19 protein-coding genes and 1 tRNA gene are annotated in these 16,559 nt (G+C 58.0%); 9 read left to right on the plus strand and 11 right to left on the minus strand.

All coding sequences use genetic code 11. The features are described from left to right. Nucleotides 1-135 precede the first annotated feature (135 nt). The 3 genes from urtC to urtA form a co-directional block, all read right to left on the minus strand. Nucleotides 136-1,344, minus strand: coding sequence for an urea ABC transporter permease subunit UrtC (urtC, locus tag ACVWZU_RS03905; RefSeq protein ID WP_457443468.1), 1,209 nt, complete (start codon nucleotides 1,342-1,344; stop codon nucleotides 136-138). A 3-nt stretch (nucleotides 1,345-1,347) separates the two neighbouring features. Next, on the minus strand, nucleotides 1,348-2,505 hold the full coding sequence (gene urtB / locus ACVWZU_RS03910; RefSeq protein ID WP_457443470.1) for an urea ABC transporter permease subunit UrtB: 1,158 nt from the start codon (nucleotides 2,503-2,505) through the stop codon (nucleotides 1,348-1,350). A 104-nt stretch (nucleotides 2,506-2,609) separates the two neighbouring features. Continuing rightward, nucleotides 2,610-3,884 (minus strand): urea ABC transporter substrate-binding protein, encoded by a 1,275-nt coding sequence (gene urtA, locus ACVWZU_RS03915; RefSeq protein WP_457443472.1) that lies wholly within the window; start codon nucleotides 3,882-3,884, stop codon nucleotides 2,610-2,612. Nucleotides 3,885-4,269: 385 nt separating this feature from the next. Between urtA and ACVWZU_RS03920 the strand changes: the two genes are divergently transcribed. Together ACVWZU_RS03920 and ACVWZU_RS03925 are read left to right on the plus strand one after the other, a co-directional pair. Next, nucleotides 4,270-6,198, plus strand: coding sequence for a S9 family peptidase (locus tag ACVWZU_RS03920; RefSeq protein WP_457443474.1), 1,929 nt, complete (start codon nucleotides 4,270-4,272; stop codon nucleotides 6,196-6,198). Nucleotides 6,199-6,375: 177 nt separating this feature from the next. Further along, nucleotides 6,376-7,080: a Uma2 family endonuclease gene (locus ACVWZU_RS03925; RefSeq protein WP_457443476.1), complete on the plus strand. Its 705-nt coding sequence runs from the start codon at nucleotides 6,376-6,378 to the stop codon at nucleotides 7,078-7,080. Nucleotides 7,081-7,123: 43 nt separating this feature from the next. On the opposite strand, the gene ACVWZU_RS03930 is transcribed toward ACVWZU_RS03925, so the two are convergent. Both ACVWZU_RS03930 and ACVWZU_RS03935 read right to left on the minus strand, forming a co-directional pair. Then, the gene (locus ACVWZU_RS03930) at nucleotides 7,124-7,600 is read right to left on the minus strand and encodes an urease accessory protein UreE (protein ID WP_414418855.1); all 477 of its coding nucleotides are present in this window, start codon (nucleotides 7,598-7,600) and stop codon (nucleotides 7,124-7,126) included. Further along, nucleotides 7,597-7,935 carry a hypothetical protein gene (locus tag ACVWZU_RS03935; protein ID WP_011433606.1) on the minus strand — a complete coding sequence of 113 codons (339 nt, stop codon included), beginning with the start codon at nucleotides 7,933-7,935 and terminating at the stop codon, nucleotides 7,597-7,599. The genes ACVWZU_RS03930 and ACVWZU_RS03935 overlap by 4 nt, the downstream gene beginning before the upstream one ends. A 42-nt stretch (nucleotides 7,936-7,977) precedes the next feature. On the opposite strand from ACVWZU_RS03935, the gene ACVWZU_RS03940 reads away from it, so the two are divergent. From ACVWZU_RS03940 to ACVWZU_RS03950, 3 genes are all read left to right on the plus strand, one after another. After that, a complete protein-coding gene (locus tag ACVWZU_RS03940) occupies nucleotides 7,978-8,304 on the plus strand; it encodes a phasin family protein (RefSeq protein WP_011433607.1) in 327 nt (108 codons plus the stop codon). 107 nt (nucleotides 8,305-8,411) lie between these two features. Then, a complete protein-coding gene (gene leuD / locus ACVWZU_RS03945) occupies nucleotides 8,412-9,014 on the plus strand; it encodes a 3-isopropylmalate dehydratase small subunit (protein WP_414342404.1) in 603 nt (200 codons plus the stop codon). Next, the gene (locus ACVWZU_RS03950) at nucleotides 9,011-10,093 is read left to right on the plus strand and encodes an SAM-dependent methyltransferase (protein ID WP_457443478.1); all 1,083 of its coding nucleotides are present in this window, start codon (nucleotides 9,011-9,013) and stop codon (nucleotides 10,091-10,093) included. Before leuD ends, ACVWZU_RS03950 begins: the two co-directional genes overlap by 4 nt. Here ACVWZU_RS03950 and ACVWZU_RS03955 read toward each other — a convergent pair. Continuing rightward, nucleotides 10,069-10,263 carry a hypothetical protein gene (locus ACVWZU_RS03955; protein ID WP_414384228.1) on the minus strand — a complete coding sequence of 65 codons (195 nt, stop codon included), beginning with the start codon at nucleotides 10,261-10,263 and terminating at the stop codon, nucleotides 10,069-10,071. The two genes, ACVWZU_RS03950 and ACVWZU_RS03955, sit on opposite strands and share 25 nt — an antisense overlap. A 139-nt stretch (nucleotides 10,264-10,402) precedes the next feature. Here ACVWZU_RS03955 and ACVWZU_RS03960 point away from each other — a divergent pair, with 139 nt between their 5' ends. The 3 genes from ACVWZU_RS03960 to ACVWZU_RS03970 all read left to right on the plus strand — a co-directional run bounded on the left by ACVWZU_RS03960 (nucleotide 10,403) and on the right by ACVWZU_RS03970 (nucleotide 11,318). Then, nucleotides 10,403-10,642 (plus strand): hypothetical protein, encoded by a 240-nt coding sequence (locus ACVWZU_RS03960; protein WP_011433611.1) that lies wholly within the window; start codon nucleotides 10,403-10,405, stop codon nucleotides 10,640-10,642. A 90-nt stretch (nucleotides 10,643-10,732) separates the two neighbouring features. Next, the gene (locus tag ACVWZU_RS03965; RefSeq protein ID WP_457443480.1) at nucleotides 10,733-11,146 is read left to right on the plus strand and encodes an NfeD family protein; all 414 of its coding nucleotides are present in this window, start codon (nucleotides 10,733-10,735) and stop codon (nucleotides 11,144-11,146) included. A 98-nt stretch (nucleotides 11,147-11,244) separates the two neighbouring features. After that, nucleotides 11,245-11,318 (plus strand) — tRNA-Pro (locus tag ACVWZU_RS03970). A 169-nt stretch (nucleotides 11,319-11,487) separates the two neighbouring features. On the opposite strand, the gene ACVWZU_RS03975 is transcribed toward ACVWZU_RS03970, so the two are convergent. The 3 genes from ACVWZU_RS03975 to ACVWZU_RS03985 all read right to left on the minus strand — a co-directional run bounded on the left by ACVWZU_RS03975 (nucleotide 11,488) and on the right by ACVWZU_RS03985 (nucleotide 13,822). Further along, on the minus strand, nucleotides 11,488-11,721 hold the full coding sequence (locus ACVWZU_RS03975; protein ID WP_041436636.1) for a hypothetical protein: 234 nt from the start codon (nucleotides 11,719-11,721) through the stop codon (nucleotides 11,488-11,490). 136 nt (nucleotides 11,722-11,857) lie between these two features. Further along, entirely contained in the window at nucleotides 11,858-13,483 is a 1,626-nt protein-coding gene (locus ACVWZU_RS03980) for a TM0106 family RecB-like putative nuclease (RefSeq protein WP_457443482.1), read from the minus strand. 60 nt (nucleotides 13,484-13,543) lie between these two features. Next, on the minus strand, nucleotides 13,544-13,822 hold the full coding sequence (locus tag ACVWZU_RS03985; RefSeq protein WP_011431115.1) for a hypothetical protein: 279 nt from the start codon (nucleotides 13,820-13,822) through the stop codon (nucleotides 13,544-13,546). 451 nt (nucleotides 13,823-14,273) lie between these two features. On the opposite strand from ACVWZU_RS03985, the gene ACVWZU_RS03990 reads away from it, so the two are divergent. Beyond that, on the plus strand, nucleotides 14,274-15,122 hold the full coding sequence (locus ACVWZU_RS03990; RefSeq protein WP_457443488.1) for an ABC transporter ATP-binding protein: 849 nt from the start codon (nucleotides 14,274-14,276) through the stop codon (nucleotides 15,120-15,122). A gap of 56 nt (nucleotides 15,123-15,178) precedes the next feature. Here the strand turns inward: ACVWZU_RS03990 and ACVWZU_RS03995 are convergent, their stop codons facing one another. Beyond that, nucleotides 15,179-15,898 carry a response regulator transcription factor gene (locus ACVWZU_RS03995; RefSeq protein ID WP_011433617.1) on the minus strand — a complete coding sequence of 240 codons (720 nt, stop codon included), beginning with the start codon at nucleotides 15,896-15,898 and terminating at the stop codon, nucleotides 15,179-15,181. A 334-nt stretch (nucleotides 15,899-16,232) separates the two neighbouring features. Continuing rightward, on the minus strand, nucleotides 16,233-16,559 hold a 327-nt coding region (locus ACVWZU_RS04000), incomplete at its 5' end, for a zinc ribbon domain-containing protein (protein ID WP_457443484.1).

Consider the following 16,559-nt stretch of genomic DNA (forward strand, 5'->3'; position numbering starts at 1 on the left):
AAACCGGATTCTCAACCCATCAAATAAACCCATCAAATAGGAGAGGAAACTTGGCATCGCTGGCTCACCCATGGGATCCTCTTACCTTAAACTTATATCTTGCACATAACTGACATCCTCAAGAGAAAGCCAGATTTAGGCTGGAGAAGTATTTGCCAAACGCCTGCGCCAAAGCTGAACGGTGACCCAAAGTTGCCTGCCTTGGGTGCGCACCCAACCCACCAGTCCATCCGGCAGCACCAGCACCACCAACAGGAACAATCCCCCCTGGAAAAACAACCAAATTTCGGGAAAATTTTCGCTCAGCAAGCTCTTGGCAAAGTTAACCAACAGAGCCCCCAGCACCGCCCCCACCAAACTGGCCCGACCGCCCACCGCCACCCAGATTACCATCTCAATGGAAAAGGGAACGGCCATCGCATTGGGAGAGATGATCCCAGTTTGCAAGGTAAACAAAGCTCCGGCAATGCCTGCCAGGGCAGCAGACACGGCAAACACCAGCACTTTAAAGCCGGTGGGATCGTAGCCGGAAAAACGAACCCGCGGCTCGTCATCTCGAATGGCTACCAGGATCCGACCGAATAAGCCGCTGGTGAGCCAACGACAGAGAAGGTAAGCCAAAACCACCGCCAGAACTGTAGTGACATAGACAGCGAAGCGCATCTCGGACGAGTTGACATCCAGGCCAAACAAAGTCTGGAAGTTGGTCAGGCCGTTGGTGCCATTAATTAAGCGCTGTTGGCCGTTGAAGAAGTTAAAGAAAATAATCGTGGTGGCCTGAGTTAAAATGGAAAAATAAACCCCTCGGATGCGATTTCTCACCACCAAATACCCCAGGGCTGCCGCCACCAAAGCCGGGATCAAGACCACAGCAACAGCCGCAAACGGAAACGAATAAAAGGGATACCAAAACCAGGGCAATTCCGTTACCCCGTAGAGGCTGAAAAACTCCGGTATCTGACCTTCCGGCAATTGCAATTTCAGGTGCATCCCCAGAGCGTAGCCCCCCAAGGCGAAGAACACCCCATGTCCCAGACTGAGCATGCCGGTATAGCCCCAGATGAGGTCGATCCCCAAAGCTACAATGCTGAGGGCCAGAAACCGCCCCAACAAGTTGAGCCGAAAGCCAGACAGCACAGTTGGGGCCACAAAGATCAAGGCCAGCACCAAAACGATGAGGATCCCGGCCTCCCACAGAAGCTTGCGAGAAGAATTGGGATCCCCACCCGCGGCGGGAGCAGCCACTTCATGATCAGCACGGGGGGAATGAACCAGTTTCATGGGCTTTGTGAGGGAGTAGAAGATGGAGAGTCTGGTCCTAGAGTTTTCGCCAAGCGAGATCATTCCCTAGGCATCCACCATACGACCTTTTTCGGGGAAAAGGCCCCGAGGTCGCACCTGCAAAAAGGCCACGATCAAAGCAAAGACCATCACCTTGGCCATGCTCGTGGTGGCAAAAAAGTTGAGGGTATCGGTCAGGATGGGCACGTTGGGAAAAATCAAAGCCAGCGTCCCGGAACCGATGACAAAGTTGGCAATCCCGATCCCAAGCGCTGCCACAATGCTGCCCAAAAGCTTACCGACACCCCCCACGACGACCACCATAAAGGTATCCACGATGTAGTTTTGGCCGGTGTTCGGCCCCACGGATCCCAGCAGGCTGACCGCTACGCCGGCCACTCCCGCCAGACCCGAGCCGACGGCAAAGGTGAGGGCATCCACCTTTTGCGTAGGGATCCCTACACAGGCGCTCATGGCCCGATTCTGGGTAACCGCCCGGATGCGCAGCCCCCAGCGGGTGCGCTGCAAGAAGAAGTACAGCCCTAGGATGCAGAAGACAGTGAGGGCGATGATAAACAGGCGGGTATTGGGCAAAAACAGGTTGCCCACCGGGATCCCACCCCCCAGCCACCGGGGAGCCGTCACGTCTTTGTTCTGGGCGCCGAACCAAGGCTGGGTAACCGCCAAAGCATAGGTTTGCGCCAGCACCCGCCCCCCCACCGCTGCAATTGCCGTGGAGAGCACCAACAGCAGCGCCAGCGTCCACCCCTTGAGACGCGGCCAATCCGCCCGCCTGGACAAAAGCCACCAGCCGCCGAAAAAGAGCACCGCGAAGGCCCCCAAGCGGAAAGCCAGCACCCAATTGACGCTGCGCACAAACTGCTGCAGGATCAGGCTCACGCCCCAGGTGGCCAAAAGGGTCTCCAAGGGTCGGCCATACAAAAAGCGGATCACCCCCCGCTCCAGGGCTAGTCCCACCAGAGCCGTGACGGCAAAGGCTGCCACCAAAGCCGGGAAGATATACAGATCCCGCCAGGGATCCCCTAGGGGACGAAAGGCATTTTGAACCACAAAAGTGGTGTAGGCCCCCAACATCATCAGCTCCCCATGGGCCATGTTGATGACCCCCATGAGGCCGAAAACAATGGCCAAGCCCAGAGCGGCTATCAGCAAGACGGTGCCGATGCTAAGGCCGTTAAACAAGCTATCCAAGAGCAAGGTCATCGGCAGGGGATCCTCCTTCCAACTAAACTAGGGAGGCTAACCGAGCATCTAGGCGGGATCCCCGACCCTATCCAAACGGCAAGGGATCCCAGCCCTGGCCAGGACTAGCTGACTTTGTAGCGACCGCCCTTGGCCGGATCCGACCAGTCGCAGGCAAAACCCTTGGTTTCCGCCACAAACTGGTTCCAGGGCTGTGGTTCCACGGCATCCGTAGAAAAGATGACATCAAACAAGCCATCGGAGCGCACCTGGCCGATCCGCACATATTTGGTCAGGTGGTGGTTGGTGTTCATGGTTACCAAGCCTTCAGGGGCATCGAAGGTCTGGCCGTAGGCTGCCTGCCGCACGGCGTCGATCTCCACCGTTCCCGCTTTTTCTGCCGCCTGCTTCCAGATGTAAACCATGATGTAGGCGGCTTCCATCGGGTCGTTGGTGACGCGGTTTTGGCCGTATTCTGCCTTGAAAGCTTCCACAAACTTCTTGTTGGCAGGCGTATCCACCGTCATAAAGTAGTTCCAGGCGGCGAAGTGCCCTTCCAAGAATTCGGGGCCGATGGCCTGTACCTCTTCTTCAGCAATGCTGACGGACATGGAAGGATAGCGATCTGGCCCCAGCCCTGCCCCTTCCAGTTGTTTGAAAAAGGCCACGTTGCTGTCGCCGTTCAAGCTGTTGTAGATCACACCGCCATTGGGAAGAGCGGCCCGGATCTTGCTGATGATGGGGGTAACTTCTGTGCTGCCCAAAGGCAGATAGTCTTCACCCACCACTTTGCCCCCCAGGGCTTCCAACTGGGCCTTGATGATGGTGTTGGCCGTGCGGGGGAACACGTAGTCGGATCCCACCAGGAAGAACTCTTTGCCCTTGTTCTTGAGCAGCCATTCCACCGAAGGCTCGATCTGCTGGTTGGGGGCAGCGCCGGTGTAGAAGATGTTTTTGGAGCACTCTTGTCCTTCGTACTGCACGGGATACCAGAGCAGGTGCTGCTTGGATTCAAACACCGGCAACACGGCTTTGCGACTGGCCGAAGTCCAGCAGCCGAATACCGTTGCCACCTTGTCCACATCGATCAATTTGGTGGCTTTCTCGGCAAAGGTTGGCCAATCGGAAGCCCCATCCTCGATAATCGGCTCGATCTGCTTGCCCAAAACCCCACCGGCGGCATTGATCTCTTTGATGGCCAGCTTTTCCGCATCCACCACGCTGGTTTCTGAAATGGCCATGGTGCCGCTAAGGGAGTGCAAAATGCCAACGCGGATGGTCTCTCCCTGGGCGTAGGCGGGCACGGATCGCTTCACCCAGATCTGCGGCCCTAGGGCAGCCCCGGCTCCGGCCAGAGCGCCCATTTTCAGCACTTGACGACGATTAAATGATAGAGCCATCGGTGATCTCCGAAACGAAGTGAGTGCAAAGGGTATTAAGAAGTCCAGTTGTTGCAGCAGCCCGGCCAACAGAGGGAAGCACTTAGCTCATCACCTCGCCCATGTGTTGAACCTGCCCAACTGCGCTCAGCTGAGGCTTTCACCGAATGCCTTCCCAACGTCAACAGGGGAAAGGCTAATCCTGCAGTCGAGAAAGCGTTGTGCATCCCTGTTGCCTTAACGTGTTCCATCAAACCCATTCAGCCCGGAGAGAATTGTATTGCGGGATACCTTTTCCCAGAATCCGAGCCTGTTCTCGGCTCCCTTTCCCCACAGGCTGTAGGCAAAGGCAGGGATCCCTTGCTCCCGGCATAATAGGGGTTCTGGGGTGGAGAATTAACAGCCTATGGTGCAGCAGGCCGGCTATGGATCTTGGCGATCCCCGATTACCGCTGACCTGGTGGTGACGGGATCCCTGCGCTTGGGACAGATGGTTTGGGATCAGGGGGATCTCTACTGGACGGAGGGCCGCCCGCAAGAAAAAGGGCGCAATGTGTTGATGCGGCGCTCTGCCGACGGGATCCTGGTGGAGCTGACACCGGCACCTTTCAATGTGCGGACACGGGTGCATGAGTATGGGGGTGGAGCTTATTGGGTGTCGGCAGGGGTAGTGTATTTTTGCAACTTCGCTGACCAACGGCTCTACCGCCTGCTGCCGGGTTCAGATCCCCAGCCCCTGACGGAAGCAGGCCCCTATCGCTACGCCGACGGGGTGGTGGATCGGGCGCGTGGACGCATCCTCTGTGTGCGGGAGGATCACAGCCGCCAGGGAGAGCCGGAAAACAGCCTTGTCTCGATTGACTTAGCAAGTGGATCCCAGCAGATTTTGGCTTCTGGGCACGACTTCTACGCCAGCCCGCGCCTCAGTCCAGACGGCCAGACCTTGGTATGGCTGACCTGGGATCACCCCCAAATGCCCTGGGACGGCACAGAGCTGTGGCGGTCTGAGGTGAACCCTGACGGTAGCTTGGGAGAACCTCAAAAGCTGGCCGGTGGCCCTGCCGAGTCGATCTTCCAGCCCCAGTGGTCACCGCAAGGGGATCTCTACTTTGTTTCCGATTGCAGCGGCTGGTGGAACCTCTATCGCTGGGATCCCCAGGGCCCCATTCCCCTCTGCCCTATGGAAGCGGAGTTTGGAGAGCCGCAGTGGGTGTTTGGCCTGAGCACCTACGGCTTCTGTGGCGATGGGCGCATCCTGGCCTGTTATGAACAAGACGGGCTGTCTCATCTGGCTTATCTGGATCCCCATTCAGGACAGTTGGCAGGGATCCCCTTGCCCTACACCCAGATCAGCGGTTTGCAGGTGAGTGGGGAAAAAGCCGCTTTCCTGGCCGGATCCCCGACGGAAGCCACTGCCTTGGTCTGCCTAGACTTACCCTCCAGCCAAGTGGAGGTGGTGGCCCGTTCCAGCAGCGTGGCGGTGGATCCCGACTATCTGTCGATCCCAGAGCCTATTGTTTTTCCCACCGGTGGCGGCAAGGCAGTGGCCTATGCTTTCTTCTATCCCCCCAAGAACCGCGACTTTGTTGCTCCCACTGGCGAAAAGCCACCCCTATTGGTGAAAAGCCACGGCGGGCCCACCGGAGCGACGGCAGCCGTGCTCAACCTGGGGATCCAATACTGGACCAGTCGGGGGATTGCCGTTTTGGATGTGAACTACCGGGGCAGCAGCGGCTACGGACGGGCCTATCGGGATGCTCTCAAAGGCCGGTGGGGCCTGGTAGATGTGGAAGATTGCATCGCCGGATCCCAATTTTTGGCAGAACAGGGCAAGGTGGATGGGGAACGGCTGCTCATTCAAGGGGGCAGCGCTGGCGGCTATACCACGTTGGCGGCCTTGACCTTCCACGCCGTCTTCCGAGCAGGTGCCAGCTACTACGGGGTGAGCGATCTAGAAGCCCTGGCCCAGGAGACCCACAAGTTCGAGTCTCGCTACTTGGACAGCCTTATTGGCCCCTACCCAGAGCGACGGGATCTCTACCGGGAGCGTTCCCCCATTCATCACCTGGAGGGCCTCAATTGTCCGGTTATCTTCTTCCAAGGGTTGGAAGACGCCATCGTGCCCCCCAATCAGGCGGAGAGGATGGTGGCAGCCCTACGGGCCAAAGGGATCCCAGTGGCCTATGTGCCCTTCGAGGGAGAGCAACACGGCTTTCGCCAGGCGGCCAACATCAAACGGGCTTTGGAGGCAGAGCTTTACTTTTATGCCCAGGTGTTGGGGTTTCCGCTGGCAGAACCTCTTGAGCCGGTTCGGATCGAGAACTTGGACACCTGATGATGACTGCTCAATGGGTCGAATAGAAAGGGATCCCGTCCCATCTATGGCCCATTGTTGCTCCACAACGCTGTCGCGACAGAGCAGCCCCTCTATGATGGACTTACCAGCCAACCCGGATGGAGTCATCGATATTGCTCCGCAACACTGTCGCGACTGCTGGTAAGAGAGCTGGTCATGAGCGTCAGTAGCCCTTCCTTCCGTGAACTGCCCATCTTAGAAAGCGGCGATCGTCTCACCCGCGATGAGTTTGAACGGCGCTATCAAGCCATGCCTCAGCTCAAAAAAGCCGAGCTGATTGAGGGAATTGTTTACGTGGCATCTCCCCTCAGATATCGCCGACATGGCAGACCACACAGCCACATCATGGCCTGGCTGGGAGTTTATGAAGCAGCAACGCCGGGGGTTGAGTCGGCGGGCAATCCAACCGTTCGCCTGGACTTGGACAATGAGCCGCAGCCAGATGCCATATTGCGGATGCACGAATCTTGTGGGGGACAGTCCCGCATTAGCGAGGATGACTACATTGAGGGTGCACCGGAGCTGATTGTGGAGATTGCCGCCAGCACAGCTTCCTACGACCTGCATGATAAGCTGCGGGCCTACCGGCGCAACGGCGTGCGGGAATATCTGGTCTGGCTAACCCAAGAGCAAGCCTTTCGCTGGTATGTCTTCCAGAATGGAGAGTACGTGCTGCAACAGCCCAATGAGTCGGGCGTCTTGTACAGTCGAGTGTTTCCGGGGTTGTGGTTAGCCGTGGACGCGCTGCTGACGGGCAACATGCAGCAGGTGTTGGGTGTGCTGCAAAGGGGAATTGAGTCGGAGGAACACCGAGAGTTTGCAGCGCGGTTGGTAACCAGAGGAGCAGAGGCTGGAGCCTAGGCCATGAGTCGGAGGGACAGGTTTGCGCTCGCAAAGGCTCAGGTTAATGGCTGTGGGCCAACAGGTTGGGCTCGAAGACAGCCATCTCCAACCGAAACGGGATCCCCATGTGGGCCAGCCAGTCCTGCAGCGGATCATCGGCCAGCGCCAGGATCTGCCCTTGGGGGGAAACGTGGGCCGGACGGTGCCAGTTGCCCAGTTGATGAATCACTTGGCCCATCTGGATGGGGTTTTCAGGTTGAATCAAGAGCACCGGTTCGGGTTGGGCTCTGACCCGAATGTGTCGCTGCGCATCCGCATAGAGCAGATCCCCATCGTGAAGATGGGTGCCGCGGGGCAGCATCAGCTGGATCTCGGTGCCCCAGTCGCTCACCAGCCGTTGCCGGGATCGCTGGCGGTCGTGCCAAGTGAGGGCAACCACTTCCAAGTGGCCGGGGATCCCCTCTGGCGGCTCGTCCAGCAGTTGCGTCACCGTAATGGCCGCGGGCTCCTCTCCCGCAGCATGGGCATCTTCGCTCATGTTAGGGACTCCAGATATTGGCTGAGGTCTTCTTGAAGGCGAGAGAACTCCACTTCGGTGGAAAGGCGCAGCACCTTGGTTTTCAGAGTCACCAGCACCTTGGCTGCGTGGGGGCCAGCCCAGATGTTGGGGTTGCAGAACATCTCCAAGCTGAAATCTTCAGTAGGGTAACGAAACTCAACCGGCTCCTGAGGCTGCTGTCGGGAACGGATCTTGAGTCGCTCCAAGAGGATTTGCAGAGCCTTGTGCCATTGTTGTGCCGCCTCAGGCGAAAGGGAGAAACTGGCCGAGCCGGTTGCGAAGTTGAGGGCAAACTGAGGAAAATGGGTAGTCATGGAGGCCCGTACCGTTCGCGAAGCGTCCTTTGGAGGGCAGCATTGGACAACAACAGTATCTTACGTCAGCTCTTGCTAATGGGCGTGGGCACAACCACTCTGCTGGCAGAACAGTTGAGAAAGGCTGCCGACGACTTGGTGCAGAAGGGGCAGCTCAACCCAGAAGAGGCATCCAATGTCATCAACAACCTGCTCAACCAGGTGAAAGCCGAGCAGAGCAACTTTGAATCCTATGTTCAGCGGCAGGTGCGCAACGTCCTGCAGGATCTGGGCGTGCCCCGCCAATCGGAAATGGACGAGCTGCGCGGGCGGCTGGATCGGCTGGAGCGGCAGGTGCGCAATTTGGAAAATCAGGTTTACCGCCGGTAGCCGAGCTGAGCCTTCCCCTTTTGCCGGCTTTCCTTTGCCGTTGGGCAGGGTTTTGCCGAACGTTGCGATACCCTGAAGTCCTCTCTGGGAGAATTCATCAAGTTCCTATGTCAAGCGAAGTTTTGACCGTCACAGGCCGAGGGATCCCCCTGCTGGGCAACGACATCGACACCGATCGGATTATCCCGGCCCGCTTTTTGAAGTGCGTCACCTTCGACGGCTTGGGCCAGCACGTGTTTGCCGACGACCGCGCCCAGGATCCCGGCCAACACCCCTTCGATCAACCCCAGTACCAGGGAGCCCAGATCCTCGTGGTCAATGCCAATTTTGGCTGTGGCTCCAGCCGGGAGCATGCCCCCCAAGCGCTGGCCAAGTGGGGGATCCGCGCCCTCATTGGCGAAAGCTTTGCCGAGATCTTCTTCGGCAACTGCTTGGCTCTAGGGATCCCTTGTGTTACGGCACCCCCGGCTGTGATTCAAGCCCTGCAGAAGGCGGTGGCGGAAAATCCCCAGCTCCAGTTGACGCTGGATCTGCCCAACAAACAGGTGCGCTGGGAGGCAAATACCGCTGCTGTGGAGATCCCCCAGGGAGCCTGGCAAATGCTGGTGCAGGGCACCTGGGACGCCACAGGACAACTGCTGGCCGCTCAAGCCCAGATTCAGCAAGTAGCCGCTTCTTTACCCTACGTGCGTTGGCAGCGAGCCCGTTGAGCAATCCTCTCCCCCCTGATACCCATACATGGCTGGGCAGTGCTGACCCAGATTTTCTGGATTTGGCGATCCGGGAGATAGAAGCTGCGGATCCAGAGGCTGCCGTGCAGCGGCTAAAGGAAGCACCTGGCTTGGTATGGGTATGCAGCCAACGCTCATTTGCCGAGCTGGCTGGGGCTTGGCAAGCTGACCCGCCCATTTTTTTACGCCACATCTGCCCCATTCACCAAGAACGGCGGCTATCTGGGGGATCCCCAGTTGAATTGCGCCTTGATGGGGAAATGTTGGCAGCCATTGACCCCACCCTCAGCTTTTCGGTTCAAACGCGCCTGTTTGGAGAGCCGGCTCTCAAGCCCTTCCAGGTCAATGAAACCCTGGCCGAACAGGTGATGGCAGCGGTGGGATCCCCCCTGGAGGTCAAAGACCCCCAGCAGGTGATCTCGGTGGTGATCCTGGCTCAACCGATGGGCATTCGCGCTTGGCTGGGCCTATCCTTGGCTGCCCAGAACCTCTCCAACTGGGCCGGTGGGATCCATCGCTTTCGGCGGGATCCAGAGCAAATCAGCCGCTCCGAGTTTAAGCTGCTGGAGGCCATCCAGGTGTTTCAGATTCCCTTGGTGCCGGGGGGACAGGCTCTGGATCTGGGGGCAGCACCGGGGGGATGGTCGCGCATTTTGCGTCTATATGGCCAGCAGGTCACGGCAGTGGATCCGGCGGACTTGGACGAGCGCCTCAGCCAAGATCCGGGGATCCGCCACCATTGCCTCAGCGCCCAAGCCTACCTGGCCCGTGGCCCAGGCCGGTTTCACCTGATCCTCAACGACATGCGCATGGATGGCCCGGCTTCCGCCCACCTGATGGTGGTTTTTGCTCCCCATCTGCAGCCACAGGGGAGAGCTGTGATGACCCTGAAGCTACCCCACCAACACCGCCTGCGGGTGCTGCGGCAAAGTCTGGAGATTTTGGGTAGTGCCTTCCCCCTGGTGAGAGCCCGCCACCTGTTTCACAATCGCAGCGAAGTCACCCTCTACTTGCAACAGGGGATCCCTGCCCCTCAATCTGCCGTTTCCACCACCTGAATCTCCCGGCGGAGCACCATTTCGCGAATGGACTCCAGCAAGCCTATCTCTTCGGGGGAGATTTTGCCGTCGGCCCGGATGGCGCTGACGATTTGATCCACCTCTGTGCGGGTGAGCTTCTTGTCTTCCAAGGCTCGATCCACCAGCGCTTGCAATTGCGAAAACTCCATAAGGCTCCTCTTGCTTGAACAGGTCTTGTCGCCTCATTTCCTCATCTAAGCTACCCGCGCTGCCCAAAATCTCCTGCAAGCGCAAGATTCTCTTCAGGTATCCTAAAGAAAACGTGAAACCCACCGAGAGGAAGACATCATGGCTGGCCCGGATCCCAGGAGCACTGCGCACGATTGCGCCACCCTCTGTCGAGATGGCTGTGTCTTGGGAGAGGACTGCCCCCACCGAGAGGCAGCTCGCCAAGCCGTGGCCTTTGTCATGAGCACCGACTGGGAGACCTTGATGCGGATCGCCGAATCCAAGAACCTGCCCAAAAGCTCCCCTCAGGAAGAGATGGATCCCCTGCAGTTTTTGGAGAATTACCGCTTGGGCGGGTAAGCCCCAACCAGTCTCCCTAAGGACAAGGGATCCCTGCTGAGGATCCAGGGGTTTTGAGCCATACTGAGTTAGGTGGGATCCCTGGATTCTATGGTTTGGCCTTGGATCGTCATCGGGTTAGTCCTAATTTCTGCCGAATTGTTTTTGCCAGAATTGGTTGCCAGCTCGGTGGGGCTGGCGGCGCTCTTGGCGGGGCTTTTGGCTTATTTGGGGCTGCCGATCTGGGTACAATTTGCCAGCTGGATTGGGGCATCGGTGGTGTTGATTATCCTCAGCCGCCGTCTGGTGCCCCATGGATCGGTTCAGGTAGAGGAATCTCGCGAGGCGCGGGCAATCACCCCCATTCCCCCAGGCGAACGGGGGCGGGTTTCTTATCTGGGTTCCACCTGGAACGCCAAGTGCAGCATTCCCAACCTAGAAATCCAAGCCGGGCAGGAGCTCTACGTGGTGGAGCGACAGGGAAATACCCTCATTGTCATGCCGGCCAAGATGCTCAAGTCCTGACCTGGACAAATGTTTGTTTCCCTTGTTGCCTTGAGGGAGGGATCCCTGCTTGGGTGTGCATCGGAGGCGCGGATCTGGCATAATCACAAAAGCTAAGCCGGGATGTAGCGCAGCTTGGTAGCGCATCTGCTTTGGGAGCAGAGGGCCGCAGGTTCAAATCCTGTCATCCCGATCCTGACTGCGACGGGAATTGAGCCGTTTACGCTATTGACCGAGAGTTTCCCACCTATCCAGAGCCCCGCAGCCAAAACCCGCATCTATCGGCAGGGGTACAGTCTTTGTCTTGAAGGCGCAAGAAGCAAACTCTTCGATTCTTCGATGCCATGAAAGAAATGGGCGGATCAGGCAGCCAAGCGGGATCCCTCGTAGCCAGGCCAAGGAGAAGCAAGCACAAAAAAGGCAGGGTTAACTTGCCCCTGCCGAGAAGATCGAGAGTTGAGAGCTTGCTCTCGTTGTCGTAATCGTTGCATCAAGGCGCGGTTCCGCTTGTCCAGTTGGCGCTTACGTGCCGATCCCCCACGACCGCGACGGTTTCTGCCCTGATGGCGAGGAGATTCATGAGATTTCAACAGCATGGGATTCCCCTGATAAACTAAACACAAACAGTCCTGCCTGATTCTAAACGAAACCTCAGCAACTGGCCACAAGACTGGCGGCGCAAGCTGCGGCATTTGCGGCTGGGGATAGGCCGTCTTTGTCAATTTATTCGCATCATTCGGCATGGAGGACTCCTTGGGACAGCCAGTCTTTTAGGCGGTGGGTAGCCCGGCAGTCATCCTCGTTGTAGATAAGCGAGTGCTCCAAATATCTGCGCTCCCGAGTTTCCAGCCATTGGCTATACCAATAAATGGACTGGGCGCCATTGGCATCAGGCAGACGCCACTGAAACCCCAACCAGCGGGCGATGTTTTTCAGGGAATAGCTCTCGATCGGCAGCACCACCGAGCGTTGCACCCAGGCCTGTAAATCCACAAAGCGCTGCAACAACTGCCGCAGCTGTCGGGGATCCGTGCGGTACTGCTCCCCCAGCCGTCGGCAGGTCTGCACTTCAAAGCCGTGAAAGTGGTAGATGGGAGCGTCAGGATAGCGTTGTGCCAGTTGCAAGAATTGCTCCCAAGCTTGCCTTTCTTCCCGCGGCTCGGCGGCCAGGCAACTGTGATAGCTTGTAACCTTTTTCCCCTCGGCTTGCTCCACCACCAGCAGGCCCAGCAGATAGGCGACGTTGTGGCGGGGATCCGCCTCGATATCGAAGTACAGCTCTACGGGTGTGGTGGGCAGGGTTTGCGGGGGGGATTGAATCCAGAGAGGCTGCCGGCTGAGGGTGGCACGGGCTTGCAGCTGCAGTTGCAGGGCCACGCCGGATCCCAACTTGGGAATGGCTTGCAACCTATCCAACTGAGCGTTGGCCAGGGCTTCAATCGAGTGGATCCCCGCCTCTTGCAAAAGGGGATAGCGGGATCCCGTTACGCCCGGCAGCAGGCTGAGGGGTTGAGCGGCGGCGTTCAACTGGCGACAATGCTCCCGCCAGTGGCAAAGATGGCAGCGGCTGCGGGCCATGAACACCTGCGGTGGTTCCGGCTGGTTGAGGGAGTGCAGGTACTCCTGCAGCAATTGCCGCACCTGTGCTCGTCGGCGGCTCAGGTGGACGGGGTGCCACTTCCCATCTTTCAGGATCAAAATGCCCCGCTTGGGAACGTTTCCCTGCAGGGATCCGAGCAACTCTGCCTGCAAAGCCAGCAACAATTCGTATTCCGGTTTGGGGCGTTTGCCGATACGAATATGAACCGGCAGGTAAGAGGATCGGGCGGCGTGGCGACTTCTGCCAACGAGAGTGGGATCCCGAATCAGCAGATCCAGGGAGCTGCTCACCCAAACTGAACGTCTCTCTGGAACAGCTTCAGGCGGCAACGCAAGAGCGGGCACCATCTCGTAGTCTTCTGGGGCAGGGATGGGATCCCTTGGAGAGGAGGAGTGAGGGACAGGTTCAGAAGCAAGCTGCAACAGCTCTGCCTCAGCAGTACAGTTGAGATCTTCCTGCGGTTGCCAAAACAGCTCTGCGGCAATCCGTCCGCCGTAGATCCGCTCTGCCCCGCCTGCCATAGCTGCCAAGAGAGCTTCATTGCCCGGCGCAACCCGTTCTCCGGGGAATCGCTCAAACACAGCGGCTGCCAGGGCTTGGCGATCCCGCCGCCATTGCTCCAGCAGGTTGTCCGGCGGCAGCTTGGCCTCTTGAGGGCCAAAGCGATCCAGGTAAGGCAAGCGTCGGCAACGAAAGAAAGCAAGCAGCTCCTCAGCCTCAACAGAACCCTGTCCTGCTGCTGCAACCTGGCACTCCAACGGTGGAAAACCTCAGCTCTGCTGCCATTGTGGCACGCCCCCAGGTTGCCCTCTGATCCTTCAAGACTTGGGATCCTGAGCGGGCAGGAGATGGGCGATGATCCGCTCAATCGTCTCAGATTGGCGACGAGCTGTATCGGCTTGCTGTTGACATATTGCCTTTAACTCTCCCAGCCAAGTGCTCTGCTCCTGGGATATCAGCACCTGTTGTTGAACAATGGCTTTCAGATGGGTCAGGTCATCCTTGACGAAGCTGACGGTCTCGGCCAGGGTCAACACAGCCCCAACCAGGCGATCCAGCCGGAAGTCAATTTGGTCGAATCGGTCTTTGCTCTGCATTTTCCTTACATTGGTTAGTAGAGGGTATCGGTGGGCGCTGAGGGAGGTCGCTTCACTGAGAAGAAAGCCCCAGTCTGACAGCCAGACCGCTCAAGCTTGTGTCTTTATTGTTACCCATACGTACAGATACGTACAGATATGCCATGAGCTATCCAGCCCAATTTCCCCTTCCAGAGTCTGTACAGGTGTTGTCTTGGGAGTGCGGTTCACCCTTCAGACGCAATGTGTACTATTTTGCAAGATCCAGAGAAAAACCCCAGAGAACGAAATCACAGCCACGCAAAAGCTCAAGAGACAACCCAGACTGCTGCCAGCAGCAGGGATCCCTGATAAGACCTGCAGCTTGCTGACACGGCTGGCGTATGCTGAAGAATAAAGATTTCTTCACACTTTACCGGAGCGGACTGTGACAGCTCTTTCGACGGCCCCAACCTTGCCCCAAACCAAGACGGTGGCGGTGGAAATGCAGGGGGTGTGGAAGCGCTTTGGGCAGCAGGTTGCCGTTCAAGATTTGAGCCTGCAGATCCCCCAGGGGGAAGTGTTTGCCCTGTTGGGGCCCAACGGCGCCGGCAAATCCACCACCATCCGCATGCTTACTAGCCTTACCCGACCCAGCCAGGGATCCATCCGGGTGGGGGGGTATGACGTGGTGTGGGATCCGGTGGCGGTGCGGCAGCAAATTGGCGTAGTTCTGCAGCCTATCACCCTAGAGGCAGAGCTGACCGTTTGGGAAAACCTGGAGTTCCACGGGCGTATGCACCACATCCCCAACCCAGAGCGGCAACGGCGCATCGATGAATGGCTGGAGTATGTGCGGCTGGCGGATCGCCGGCAAGACAAAGTGAAAACCCTCTCAGGGGGAATGAAACGACGCTTGCAGGTGGCCAGGGCGTTACTGCATCGCCCCCAGATTTTGTTTTTGGACGAGCCCACCGTCGGGTTGGATCCCCAGGCGCGGCGGCTGTTGTGGGAGATCTTGCGGGATCTCAATCGGCAGGGCATGACCTTGCTGATTACCACCCACTACATGGAGGAGGCAGAAGAGCTGTGCGACCGCATCGGCATCATGGATGGGGGAAGGTTAATCGAGTTGGGCAGCACCGAGCAACTGCGGGCCAAGTATGGAGAGGCCCTGCTGGTGCGATCCTGTCCTGGCCGGGAGGTGGAGTACACCTTTTTCCCCAGCTTGGCGGAAGCTCAGCGGCAGTTGGAAGCTGAACCTGACAAAACCGGCCTCATGGTGCGCCCGGCCAACTTAGAAGACATTTTTGTGCGTTTGACAGGCCGCCGCTTGGATTAACGGGCCCTCACCCCTGGCCCCTCTCCCAACGTGAAGAGGGGAGAGTTATTTGGGGGTTAAGGTTTTTCCTCTCCCCATCCCTCCTTCGGAGCGGGGGGCTCAAACTTGTAGCCAACTCCACGCACGGTGCGGATCAACTCCGGTTGGCTGGTATCAGTCTCTAGTTTCTTGCGAATTTGGCCGATGTGGACATCGACCACCCGTTCATCTCCCTCGTGGTTAAAATCCCACACCTCTTGAATCAGCTCAGCCCGTCGCCAAACCCGCCCCGGATGTCGAGCCATAGCATAGAGCAAATCGAACTCCAGTGCTGTTAAGTTGATCAGGCGCTGCTCGCGGATGACTGCTCGGGTTTCCGGGTCGATTACCAAAGAGGCAAAGGTCAAGACCGGTGCGCTGGCAACTTCGGTCTTCATGCGTTGCCGCCGCAGAATGGCTTGCACTCGCGCCTGTAACTCCGGCAGGCTGAAGGGCTTGGTCAGGTAGTCATCTGCCCCCAACTGGAATCCGTGCAACTTATCAGCAGGGCTGACGCGGCTGGTCAACATCAACACGTACACGCCAGTCTCTTTTTGCATTTGCTGGCAGAGATCGTAGCCGCTCACATCCGGCAAGTTCAGATCCAAAATTACCAAGGCCGGCTGAAAAGCGCGCAACTGCTGTAAGCCCTCGGCCCCCGTCATCGCCACCTCAACCGAATACCCCTGCCGCTGCAAGTACCGCTGTAGTAGAGCACAAATGCTGGGATCATCATCGATGATGAGGATGCGTGACATGGCAGCTTGGCACTCTCGAAGTCAGCAGGAGACAAGGTTGCAGGGCGTTGGGGTGTGGGGATCCCTTCGGCAGCTCATGGGCAACAATCGTGCAGAGGCGATGGGCCCTCGGCTCGCGGGTGAATAAAGAGCCCTCTCAACAGGGCAAGCTTGACCCCAACCTCGGCTGGAAAGGGCAACAAACGCAGGTGATTCATGAGTTATTGAACACCTAAATCTTATTTCAAGTCTTTACGTGTGGGGTCGCGCGGGGAGTTTATCCTTGCCGAGGCCGCCCTCCTGTGCGTAAATCAACGGAGGCTTATCCGAGAATCTTGGGCATTATCTTAGTAAACTACCCGACCCTGACTACTTCGCAGTACAGGGCGGGCTTAAGGCCTCCGGCCCGCTGGCGCGAACGGTAGCCCTGCAGTTGGCAAGCCAACCACGGACCTCTAGGCTGGTTTACGGCAGCCCCAAGTTTAGCAATCATGTTGGCTCCATTCCAGTCCGCATCCCCTTCCCATCCACAGTGCCCACACTTAAACTGCTTCCCATTGCGGTAGGATTGCGCAGGGTCGGGATGAATGTGCAAACACCGGTGGCAGGTCTGCGACGTGTAGGCAGGCGGAACCAGCACCACAGGTACTCCGGCAATGGCAGCCTTGTAGACCACGAACAT

The sequence above is a fragment of the Thermostichus sp. MS-CIW-26 genome (assembly GCF_054059115.1).

Bases quoted from the DNA above. Each gene is read 5' to 3' on its own strand.
- ACVWZU_RS03975 (WP_041436636.1), bottom strand. From the start codon at position 11,721: ATGCTGTTGAAATCTCATGAATCTCCTCGCCATCAGGGCAGAAACCGT.
- ACVWZU_RS03920 (WP_457443474.1), top strand. From the start codon at position 4,270: ATGGTGCAGCAGGCCGGCTATGGATCTTGGCGATCCCCGATTACCGCT.
- urtA (WP_457443472.1), bottom strand. From the start codon at position 3,884: ATGGCTCTATCATTTAATCGTCGTCAAGTGCTGAAAATGGGCGCTCTG.
- ACVWZU_RS03995 (WP_011433617.1), bottom strand. From the start codon at position 15,898: ATGTCACGCATCCTCATCATCGATGATGATCCCAGCATTTGTGCTCTA.
- urtC (WP_457443468.1), bottom strand. From the start codon at position 1,344: ATGATCTCGCTTGGCGAAAACTCTAGGACCAGACTCTCCATCTTCTAC.
- ACVWZU_RS03930 (WP_414418855.1), bottom strand. From the start codon at position 7,600: ATGAGCGAAGATGCCCATGCTGCGGGAGAGGAGCCCGCGGCCATTACG.
- urtB (WP_457443470.1), bottom strand. From the start codon at position 2,505: ATGACCTTGCTCTTGGATAGCTTGTTTAACGGCCTTAGCATCGGCACC.
- ACVWZU_RS03965 (WP_457443480.1), top strand. From the start codon at position 10,733: ATGGTTTGGCCTTGGATCGTCATCGGGTTAGTCCTAATTTCTGCCGAA.
- ACVWZU_RS03935 (WP_011433606.1), bottom strand. From the start codon at position 7,935: ATGACTACCCATTTTCCTCAGTTTGCCCTCAACTTCGCAACCGGCTCG.
- leuD (WP_414342404.1), top strand. From the start codon at position 8,412: ATGTCAAGCGAAGTTTTGACCGTCACAGGCCGAGGGATCCCCCTGCTG.
- ACVWZU_RS03960 (WP_011433611.1), top strand. From the start codon at position 10,403: ATGGCTGGCCCGGATCCCAGGAGCACTGCGCACGATTGCGCCACCCTC.
- ACVWZU_RS03955 (WP_414384228.1), bottom strand. From the start codon at position 10,263: ATGGAGTTTTCGCAATTGCAAGCGCTGGTGGATCGAGCCTTGGAAGAC.
- ACVWZU_RS03925 (WP_457443476.1), top strand. From the start codon at position 6,376: ATGAGCGTCAGTAGCCCTTCCTTCCGTGAACTGCCCATCTTAGAAAGC.
- ACVWZU_RS03985 (WP_011431115.1), bottom strand. From the start codon at position 13,822: ATGCAGAGCAAAGACCGATTCGACCAAATTGACTTCCGGCTGGATCGC.